This window comes from Pseudomonas sp. B21-017, assembly GCF_024749245.1.
Lineage (GTDB): Bacteria > Pseudomonadota > Gammaproteobacteria > Pseudomonadales > Pseudomonadaceae > Aquipseudomonas.
This window is the reverse complement of record NZ_CP087194.1, coordinates 121,814-131,811: the sequence shown is the minus strand read 5'-3', so window position 1 is coordinate 131,811 and position 9,998 is coordinate 121,814. Positions and strand designations below refer to the sequence as shown.

The following is a 9,998-nucleotide window of genomic DNA, read 5'->3' as shown; positions in this document are numbered from 1 at the left end:
GACGATTTCGTCGTCGCACCGCATACTCGCCTGCGTTGGCCTATGCTGCTGACAGCACGACGCTGGTCCATTTCCGAGGGATGCTTAATGTTTTACGTGCAACGCGATGCGCAAGGTCAGTTAGTGCGCGTGGAAGCCACGGCCTACGCCGAGGCCACGGAAACGCTGCCGGCCGACCACCATGAAATCCAGGCCTGGTTTGCCCACGAAGTGGTGGAGACCAGCCTCAAGCAGCTCAAGCAGAGCGACCTGGAGATGATTCGGGTACTCGACGACTTGATTCAGGTGCTGACCCAAAAAGGCGTGATCCGCGTCACCGACCTGCCGCCGGCTGCGCAAGCCAAGCTGATGGACCGGACCCAGGCACGTGAGGCGTTGGGCGGGTTGAGCCAGTTGATCGATGATGATGAGACGGGGTTGATTTAAGCCCTGACGCCGATCATTCCCACGCTCTGCGTGGGAATGATGAGCGGGCTACTGCCAAGGCTTCGGCTCACCAAACAACTGCCCCTGAACCCCGTACAACCCCATCTCGCGAATCACCGACAACTCCCCTTCGGTCTCGACCCGCTCGGCAATCAACGGCAAATCGATGCTGTGCGCCGCTCGCTGAATCGCCTCGATGAACAGACGCTTGTCGCTCTCCTGATCAATCGCGCGGATGTAACTGCCGTCGATCTTCAGATACGCCAGCCCCAGCCGCGCCAGGTTGCCGATCATGCTGAAGCGCCCACCAAAACGCTGCAGACTCAGCGAGAACCCAAGCTCACGCAAACGCCGCGTCAGCTGCTCCAGTACCGCCTGCTCGGGCAGTTGCTCTTCGCCGATTTCCAGGGTCAGTCGTTCGCCAAGATTCGAATGCTGACGCAGGATATCGAACACTGCGTTCAGCGCCTGCGGGTCCGCCAGTGTCGCCGAAGACAGGTTCAGCGCCAGCGACTCCTCATGGTCGACCATCTGCTCGAGCACCAACTCCAGCATCAAACGGTCCAGTCGCGCGGTCCAGCCGAAACGCTCAAGCCATGGCAAGAAACGCCCGGCGGGAATGGTCTGGTCCTGCTCGTCGAGCAGGCGCGACAGCACTTTGTAATGCAGCACCAACTCTGTGTCGTGGCTGGCCACCACCGGCTGGAAATACAGCTCGAAACGCTGCTGGTCCAACGCCTGATCCAGCAGGGTGTGCCAGGCGTGGTGATCGTCGCCAACCCGCGCCGGCGCGCCCTGATCGAGGCATGCCCAGCTCGGTTCACCCTGGCTTTCTGCCTGGGCCAGTGCCTGATCCGCCAACCCGATCACCGCTTGCGGCGAGTCGCCATGGGCAAACGGCGCCAACCCGATTGAAGCCACCGAAGCCACGTCCGTGGCGCCCGTCGCATGCAGGCTCCCCAAGGCACTTTCGAGATTACTCGCCAGTTGCAGCGCTTCTTCACGCACCAGCCCCGGTGCCAGCACGGCGAATTCCCCGCCACGAATACGCGTCACGAGGTTCTGGGTTTCCGGGTACTTGGCACACTCGCGGGACAACTGCTCGCCGACCGCTTTCAACAATTCATCGGTACGCTGACCGCCCAGCCGCTGGTTCAAACCGGCCAGATCCTTCACCCGCAACAGCAGCAAATAACCGGAGCTGGCCTGCTCCGAGTTGTTCAAACGCGCGTTCAATTGCATTTCGAAATAGCGCCGGTTGGCCAGGCCGGTCAGGTTGTCCTGATAGGACTCGGCCCGCAGCTTTTCACTGCGTTCGGCCTGCTCCTGGAACAGCGCCTTGAGCTTCTCGACCATCTGGTTCATGGCCTGCACCACCCGGCGCAGTTCCGGGGTGCGCGGCAGTTCTGGCAGGCTTAAGAATTCCCGGCGAGCAATGGCATGGGATTGCTTGACCATGTAGTCCAGCGGCTTCAGTTGCCGACGCAGCAACAACGCGCCCAGCACCGCACTCACCGCGCCGCAGAGCAGCAACCAGCCGAGGCTGCCCAACGCGCTCTGCCACAGCTTGGCCAACGCGAACATCGGATGGCTGACCACCTCGACCCGCGCGGCCTGCTCCCAGCCACGGCTGACAATCGCATCGCCACCGGCCGGTTCCAGGCCGATCAGTTTGACGAACCAGTCGGGCACGTTGGTGACCGCGGGGATGCCGCTGCGCTCGACAATCGTCTTGTCATTGGCCAGATCGACCACGCGGATGCTCGCGTAGTAACCGCTGTCGAAGATCGAGCTGACCAGCAACTCGACCATCGCCGGGTCGTCGATGTTCGGCGTCAGGGACAGCGCCAATGCCGTCGCGGCGTCCTGGGCGTGAGAACGCAACTGGTTGACGTACTGGGTGCGAGAGCTTTCCAGACTGACCATGAAGCTGCCGGTGAAGGCGACCACCAGGAACAGACAAATAGCGATCAACAGCTGTTTGAACAAAGACATCTGAGCGCGTGCTCCTAGTTAATCGTCTCGACCGGGAAACCTTCGGCCTGCATTTTCTTCAACACGTCCTGCCAGCGAGACAGGCGTTTGGTGTCTCCGACCTTCTTGTTGCCCTTGGCACCCGGCAGCCACAACCCTTCGGCATTGAAAGAGTAGACCGGCAGCAAATCGGTTCGCTGGTTGGCGGGCTTGATTGCATCGATCAGGCTGTCGAGCACCAAAGGCATGGCCTCGGGGCTCGCGTAGTAGGTCAGCACCATGTGCGCGCGGTTCAGGCGCAAAGCCTTGACGTAGGTAATGCGCAGCTTGTCACTGGAGACACCAAGATGACGCAGACTGAAATACTTGGCGATAGCGTAGTCTTCGCAATCGCCGGCGCCCTTCCACAAGGCTTCGATGGGAGTTTCCCAATAATCGACCTCGTGCCACAGGTCGATGTCTTCTTCGTAGCGCATCTGCCTGTTGAAGAACTGGTTGACCACGTTGAGCTGCTCCAGCTCGCCGACTTGTTTTTGCGTGGCCAGCAACTGCTGCCAGGCATCAATGCGCTGCCGCCCTTCACCCAAAGGCCCGTACAATGCCTGCGCACGACGGCTGATCAGCGAAAAATCCCAGTCGGCATGCAGCCCGCCCAGCATGACGCCGGCCAGCAGCAGTGCGCAGCCTAGCCAGCGCAAAGTCCGAGGGATCGCGAAACGTACCGCCAATGCGAGGCATCCAGATCAGGCAGATGGAAATCTGGCTTGATGGTGAAGGTTAGTCTGCTAAAAGACAATGGCACGGTGAGATCACCGCCAACACGCTAAACTTTGCATTACGGGTGCAATAAAAAGATCGCAGCCTTCGGCAACTCCTGTGGCGAAGTCTGCAGGAGCTGCCGAAGACTGCGCCTTTTGACCGTTTGACAACCCGTCAGGCAGTCACTAGTGTCCATTTGGATCCAAATACTTCAGCCAATCAGGGTGCGTTTGTCGTGACACAGAAGCCCAACCCTCTCAGCAGCATCAAGGTCAACGGGCCGATTCCCGCTCATCTGGCACGCTCGGTGATCGAAGAAACCCTGCGCGCGGCCATTCTCGACGGTCGCATTCCTTGCGGCACCGCCCTGCGTCAGCAAGACCTCGCCGACCTGTTCGGCGTTAGCCGCATGCCGGTGCGCGAAGCCTTGCGCCAGCTTGAAGCGCAAGCGCTGCTCAACGTGATCGCCCATAAAGGCGCGGTGGTCGCACCGTTGGTTCAGGGCGATGCGGCAGAGACGTATGAGTTGCGGATCCTGCTGGAGTCCGAAGCCTTGCGTCGGTCGATCCCCCTGCTTGAAGACGCCGATTTCAAACAGGCTGCACACTACATCGACGAGTTGGAAACGGAACACGACTACACCGAGATCGGCCGGCTCAATCGCCTGTTCCACATGGCGCTTTACAACAAAGCCCCCAACCAGCGGCTGCTGAAGCTGGTCGAAGACGGGTTGAACGAAGAGGAACGCTTCCTGCGATTCAACCTGGAAGCCATGGGCCTGGGCAAACTGTCCCAGGAGGATCACCGAGCGCTGTTGCGGGCCGCCGAGGACCGGGATATCGAGCACTCGGTGATGTTGCTCGAAAACCACCTCAACCGGGGTGTCGAAGTCATTACGCACTACCTCGCAAGCCCTGAGGCGCAGCGCAGGAAAACCTCGAAGTAAACCGCAGTGACAACCCCGAGCGAGCCATTGAACGGCTCGCCGCGATTTCTGGTTGATCCGCCCCTGGACTGCTCGACGAACAAATCTGCTTACAAATCCCCCTTTCGCCCACACCGCGCCGGTGTGCAGCGACTTCATGCCCACTCCCAAAGCCCTGTCACCCACGAGCCCGATAATTGCACCTATCAGATCATGCAGGGGTGATAGCGAGCGCCGTGAATTACGCTCACTCTTGAGCTGCCAACGAATAATGACGGGCGACGCACCGCACCCCGGAGCAGTCACCCGCACCACAAGAACCAACGGAAGGAGTCTTGTCACGGGAAAGGAAGAACCGGCGTCGCTCCCAGCCAACTTCCACCCCCTCAGATCACATCAATGACCCAAGTAGAAAGTTGCTTCGAGTGAGGCATTCACTCTTTATTTGAATTTTGGCTTATATACGCCGAAAGGAGCAACTACGCCCAAATAAAACTTTATATAAAAGTCTTATTGGAACTTGTCGCACTCGAAAAAGTTAAACTTTCAATTAATTAAAAAAACACTTGCCCGACACTTTATTCATGCATTAGTTTTTCTCCGCCGCCCACAAACACCGGGGCCAAGCACTACTCAGCGATTGCATAACCCTAATAAGCATCAATTCAATTGAGGCACCCGCTCGCCAATAGAAAACTTCAAGCAACCGTTACTTATTGATCAACACCCCCTCAACGGTATTCCAGATCACTTATAGGCTCGCTCATGAAACCGACTAAAGATCGTCTTAATCAGAAGAAAGCAGAACTTAGTGCGCACCCGATCTTTTCTGAAATACATTCGTTATCGGTGCTTCAACGCTTCATGGAAACCCATGTGTTCGCAGTGTGGGATTTCATGTCGCTGACCAAACGCCTGCAACAGGAACTGACCTGCGTTCAGCTGCCCTGGCTACCGCCACGAGATCCGCAGGCCGCGCGTCTGATCAACGAGATCGTGCTCGGTGAAGAGTCCGATGATCGTCCCGCCCAAGGTCACTACAGCCATTTCGAGTTGTACCTGGATGCGATGCGCGAAGTCGGTGCAAGCACGGTCGCCGTCGAACGCTTCGTGGCGTTGCAAAAAGAAGGCGTGAGCTACGACGTGGCCTTGCAAAGCGTGGACGTCGACCCGGCGGCCGCACAGTTCGTACGCCACACCTTGCACACCGCGTTGCATGCGCCGGGGCATAGTGTGGCGGCGGCGTTTCTGCACGGCCGCGAGAGTGTCATCCCGCAGATGTTCCAGCGGATTCTCGACGACTGGGGCATTGGCATCGAACAAGCGCCGACCTTCCGTTACTACCTGGAACGGCACATCGAAGTCGACTCCGAAGACCACGGCCCGGCGGCGGAAAAACTCCTCGCACGCCTGGTCAATGGCGATCCGCAGCGCGAAGAAGACGTATACGCCAGCGCCATCGCCGCCGTGGAAAGTCGCATCGCGCTGTGGGACGGCTTGCGCCTGAGCATGAGCGAACCGGTTGCCGAGGTGAACGCATGAACGCCGCCGACTACCAATCCTTCGCCGACGCCTGGGAAAGCCGCGCAACCATTCGCACCCGCCCCCGGCGTGTGCTGGAGAACGACGACAAGCTGATCTATCCGCTGAGCCGCCAGCCGCTGGTGCTGAGCGAAACCTTCCTGCGCGAATGCCCGGAACAACGGGATTTCACCCTGGTACAGACGCTCTACAAGTTCATCAATGACGTGGTGATTTTCGAAACCGAGATCGTCGACAAGACCGCCCGCAGCATCGCTAAAAACCGCTTCAGCGTGGCGTTCCCGTTCGCCTGTCGCTACGACGCCATGACCGTGGTGGTGGACGAGGATTACCACGCCCTGGTGGCCATGGACTTCATGCAGCAGACCGTCGCCATGACCGGCATCACCCCCATCGAACTGCCGGATGAAATCGAACTGAGCCGTGCCATCCCGGCGGCCGTGGCCCTCGCACCGGAGCACCTGCGCAGTGCCGTGGAACTGATCTGCGTGGCCATCGCCGAGAACACCGTGACCGGCGATGTGGCGGCGTTCGCCAAGGACGACACGGTCAAGCAATCGATCAAAGGCCTGATGGCCGACCACTTGCTGGACGAGGGCCGTCATTCCGGGTTCTGGTCGCGGTTGGTGCGCATCTACTGGCACACCGCAAGCGAAGACGATCGCCAGTGCATCGCGCACATCCTGCCGGTGTTCATCGGCCATTACCTGACCAACGACATCCAGAAGTCCTTCGACTTCCGCCTGATCGACGCCTTGCAGATCAGCGACGCAGCACGTCAGGCCCTCAAGAGCGAAATGTCGGGGCTGGCCTTCCCGATCAATCGCCATCACCCGCTGGTCGCCAACATCGTGCGGTTTTTCCGCAGCAGTTCGCTGCTCGATTCACCGTGCGTGCAAAGCGCCCTGAGCGACTACCTGGTTTAACGAGGAGAACATCATGAGACGTCTCGATATTTTGCTCATCGGGCAAAGCCAGGCCCTGACCGAACTGGCGCTGGAGCTCGAACAACACGGTCATTCACTGGCGCGACTTGCGAATGTGGAAGAACCACCGCCAGGCCTATTTGATTTGCTGATCGACGATGCGAGCCTGCCATTTCGGGACTTCGGCAATGCGCCGCACCTGATGCTGCAAGTGGGTGTCGGGGTGTCGGGAACTAGCGGGCTGCCACCGCTGGACCTGCTGTGCACGTACAACTCGACGCCGTTGAGTCGCGTGCCGGTCGCCGAAGAGTTGTCCGGCAACGGCCAGGCATTGCGCCTGCGAGCGGTGGCCGAGCTGGTCGATCATGTGGCGCTGCTGGTCAGCCGCTTCTCCCGGGATGCCGACTATTTCCTGCAGGCCGAGCCGACGATTTCCGCGCACTTCGAACAGGTGGAAAACCTGCTGTTTTTAGAGCACCTGGCCTTCGTCCACCGTCTCAACAACACGGCAGAACCACGACTTCTGCAACTTGGGCAGATCCCGATGATCGAGCGGCTTGAACAGCGCTTTATTCAGTCTGCCGAGCGTGCGGCGCTGAACATCGCCGGCACGTCGCTGACCTATCGAGAACTGCACGCCCACAGCCGCGCCATCCAACAGCGATTGCAACCGTTGCTCGATCAGCATCAAGGGCCTCTGGTGGTCGGAGTTTGCCTGCCAAAATGCAGTGCGTTGTATGCGGGGATTCTGGCGATCCTCGGCAGCGGTGCGGTGTACCTGCCGCTGGAGCCGAGCCACCCGCTGCAACGTCAGCAGTACATTCTGGAAAACGCTGGAGCGGTGTTGTTGCTGCATGACGGAGAGCATCCACTCAGCGAGACGATGCCGGGGCTGGACATCAGCCGTATCGACAGCGGCGATGTGAACCTCGATCAACCCTTGATGCGCCAACGCCCCGATCTCGACGCGCCATGCATGGCGCTCTACACCTCGGGCACCACAGGTCACCCCAAAGGCGTGCTGCTCAGCCAGGCCAACCTCGCGCACTTCACCGCGTGGTACGCCGACTACGTGCAGCTGACCGAACAGAGCCGGGCGTTGCAGTTTTCATCGTTGAGTTTCGACTCGTCATTGATCGATATCTTCCCGACCCTGCTGCAGGGTGCAGAGCTGATCGTGCCCAACGAGGACCAACGTCGCGACCCGCTGCAACTGGTCGAGCTGATCCGCCACCAACAACTCAGCCATGCCTTTTTGCCGCCAGCCTTGCTGAGCATCCTGCCGCTGGATCAGTTGCAGGTCCTCGATCATGTGATGACCGGCGGCGATGTCTGCGAACCCTACGTAGTCCAGCAACTGACCCGCCAAGGCAATCTCTACAACCTCTATGGCCCGACCGAAGCCACGGTGCTGATCACCGCGCGGCAACTGCGTACCGGCGACAGCAACCGGACCCTCGGTGCACCGATTGCCAACAGTCAGGTGCTGATCCTTGATGAGGATTTGCAACCGGTGACCGAGCAAACCGTCGGTGAGTTGTACATCGTCGGCCCGGGGGTGTGCCTGGGTTACCTGAACAATCCGCAGCAGACTGCCGAACGCTATCTGAACCTGCACCTGCCGAACGGCCAGAGCCTGCGCGCCTACCGCTCCGGCGACATGGCCAAGTGGACCGCCGACGGTATCGAGCTGTGCGGACGGCGAGACAATCAGGTGAAGATTCGCGGCTTTCGGGTCGAGCCGGAAGAGATCGAACGCTGCCTGCGCGACAGCCAGCTATACCGTCAGGTGGCAGTGGTCATCGATTGTCATCGACGGATTCTGGCCTTTCTCGCGCAACCCCAGGAAGCGCAACCCGGTGCCGCTCGCGAAGCCTTGAAAGCCCATGCGATGCAGTTTCTGCCGGACTACATGCAGCCGATCGCCTGGACTGAACTGGCGAGCATGCCGTTCGCCAGCAACGGCAAGGTCGACCGCAAAGCGCTGCTGGAATTGCCCGTCAACGTGACCGAAAACAGCCCACGGTGTTTGCCCGCCAGCGCCGATGAAGCGCTGTTGTTGGAAATCTGGGCTGAGCTGCTGGAGCTACCCGCCAGCGACATTTCCACCGACGAAAGCTTCTTCAACCTCGGTGGGCACTCGATCCTGCTGTCGCGCATGCTCCTGCGTTTGCGTGAGGAGTTCGGCCGCAGTATCTCGATCAACCGCTTCATCGAACTACCGACGATTGCGAAGCTGGCGACGTTGGTGCGCGGCTCCGGGACCGAGGAAGTGTTGAGTGAAAAAGCCCTGGCCGATGCCTTCCGTGAACTGGACATCGAGCCGCTGCCGATCAGCCGAATGGGCGATGTGCACAAGGTGATCGTCACCGGGGCCAACAGCTTTGTCGGTGTGCATATCGTCGAAGCGCTGCTGGCCTGGGGCGCCAGCGAAGTGGCGTGCCTGGTGCGCGATGGCGGTGGGCAATCGGCGGCGCAACGCTTTGCGGATGCGTTGCGGGAAAACCGCCTGGAGCATCTGGACCTGAGCCGGGTGCAGGTTTACGCGGCAGACATCACTCGCCCGCAACTGGGGCTCAGCGAAGCGGTTTACGAACGGCTGGATCGAGAGTTCGGCGCACTGGTGCACAACGCCGCCAACGTCAATCACGTCCTCGATTACGAGTCGTTGGCGCGGGATAACGTCGAACCGATTTTCGAGTGTCTGCGCCTGTGTGAAGGACGCAGCAAGAAGATCTTCAACTTCGTCTCGACGCTCTCGGCGTCCAGCACGATTTCCGACGATGGCCGGGTGCTGGAGTTGCCCGCCGCGCAGACACCGCCGATCTACATCAAGAACGGCTACAACCTGTCCAAATGGGTCGGCGAGCGGATCCTCGAAAGGGCGCGGGAACGTGGGGTTAAGGTCAATCTTTATCGCCCCGGCAACATCAGTTTCAACAGCCTCACCGGCGTCTGCCAGCCCCACAAGAATCGCCTGATGCTGATGCTCAAGGGCTCGATCCAGCTCGGTCAGGTACCGGAGTTCGCACTGAATTTCGACTTGATGCCGGTGGATTTTCTCGCCCGTTTCATCGCCTTCCATGCCAGCCGTTACCAGGCCGAAAAAGCGGTGTTCAACCTGCACAACCCCGAACCCCTGAGCTGGGACACCTACGTGGCTTCCTTTCGCGAAGCCGGTCGGGAGTTCTCGATGGTCAGCGTCGCCGACTGGCAGCAGCAATTGGGCCGGGTCGACAGTGATAACGCGCTGTTTGGCGTGCTGGGTTTCTACCTCAACGGCTTCGAGGAAGACATCGGCGACATCTCGATGATTGGCCACGACAACGCCCAGGCCGGTGTACGGCAGATGGGCGCGCACTACCCGGAAAAATCCCCGGCGCTGCTGCGACGCGGCTGCGACTACCTCAAAGAAATCAACTTCATCTGATTCACCCTAACCCCGC

The 9,998-nt window shown here is 59.8% G+C and carries 7 protein-coding genes; 5 read left to right on the top strand and 2 right to left on the bottom strand.

The window, feature by feature from the left end:
* The first annotated feature begins 87 nt into the window (after positions 1 to 87).
* A complete protein-coding gene (locus LOY28_RS00620) occupies positions 88 to 426 on the top strand; it encodes a hypothetical protein (RefSeq protein ID WP_018930300.1) in 339 nt (112 codons plus the stop codon).
* Between the two features lie 48 nt (positions 427 to 474).
* Here the strand turns inward: LOY28_RS00620 and lapD are convergent, their stop codons facing one another.
* Together lapD and lapG are read right to left on the bottom strand one after the other, a co-directional pair.
* Entirely contained in the window at positions 475 to 2,421 is a 1,947-nt protein-coding gene (lapD, locus tag LOY28_RS00615) for a cyclic di-GMP receptor LapD (RefSeq protein ID WP_018930301.1), read from the bottom strand.
* 14 nt (positions 2,422 to 2,435) lie between these two features.
* Positions 2,436 to 3,128, bottom strand: coding sequence for a cysteine protease LapG (lapG, locus tag LOY28_RS00610; protein WP_018930302.1), 693 nt, complete (start codon positions 3,126 to 3,128; stop codon positions 2,436 to 2,438).
* Positions 3,129 to 3,394: 266 nt separating this feature from the next.
* On the opposite strand from lapG, the gene LOY28_RS00605 reads away from it, so the two are divergent.
* The 4 genes from LOY28_RS00605 to LOY28_RS00590 all read left to right on the top strand — a co-directional run bounded on the left by LOY28_RS00605 (position 3,395) and on the right by LOY28_RS00590 (position 9,982).
* Positions 3,395 to 4,105, top strand: a complete 711-nt coding sequence (locus LOY28_RS00605) for a GntR family transcriptional regulator (protein ID WP_018930303.1) — start codon at positions 3,395 to 3,397, stop codon at positions 4,103 to 4,105.
* 744 nt (positions 4,106 to 4,849) lie between these two features.
* On the top strand, positions 4,850 to 5,626 hold the full coding sequence (locus LOY28_RS00600; RefSeq protein WP_019582916.1) for a DUF3050 domain-containing protein: 777 nt from the start codon (positions 4,850 to 4,852) through the stop codon (positions 5,624 to 5,626).
* Positions 5,623 to 6,552 carry a diiron oxygenase gene (locus LOY28_RS00595; RefSeq protein WP_258612919.1) on the top strand — a complete coding sequence of 310 codons (930 nt, stop codon included), beginning with the start codon at positions 5,623 to 5,625 and terminating at the stop codon, positions 6,550 to 6,552. Before LOY28_RS00600 ends, LOY28_RS00595 begins: the two co-directional genes overlap by 4 nt.
* Before the next feature lie 13 nt (positions 6,553 to 6,565).
* The gene (locus LOY28_RS00590; protein ID WP_258612918.1) at positions 6,566 to 9,982 is read left to right on the top strand and encodes a non-ribosomal peptide synthetase; all 3,417 of its coding nucleotides are present in this window, start codon (positions 6,566 to 6,568) and stop codon (positions 9,980 to 9,982) included.
* The last annotated feature ends 16 nt before the right edge of the window (positions 9,983 to 9,998 follow it).

Bases quoted from the DNA above. Each gene is read 5' to 3' on its own strand.
- LOY28_RS00620 (WP_018930300.1), top strand. From the start codon at position 88: ATGTTTTACGTGCAACGCGATGCGCAAGGTCAGTTAGTGCGCGTGGAA.
- lapD (WP_018930301.1), bottom strand. From the start codon at position 2,421: ATGTCTTTGTTCAAACAGCTGTTGATCGCTATTTGTCTGTTCCTGGTG.
- LOY28_RS00600 (WP_019582916.1), top strand. From the start codon at position 4,850: ATGAAACCGACTAAAGATCGTCTTAATCAGAAGAAAGCAGAACTTAGT.
- LOY28_RS00595 (WP_258612919.1), top strand. From the start codon at position 5,623: ATGAACGCCGCCGACTACCAATCCTTCGCCGACGCCTGGGAAAGCCGC.
- LOY28_RS00590 (WP_258612918.1), top strand. From the start codon at position 6,566: ATGAGACGTCTCGATATTTTGCTCATCGGGCAAAGCCAGGCCCTGACC.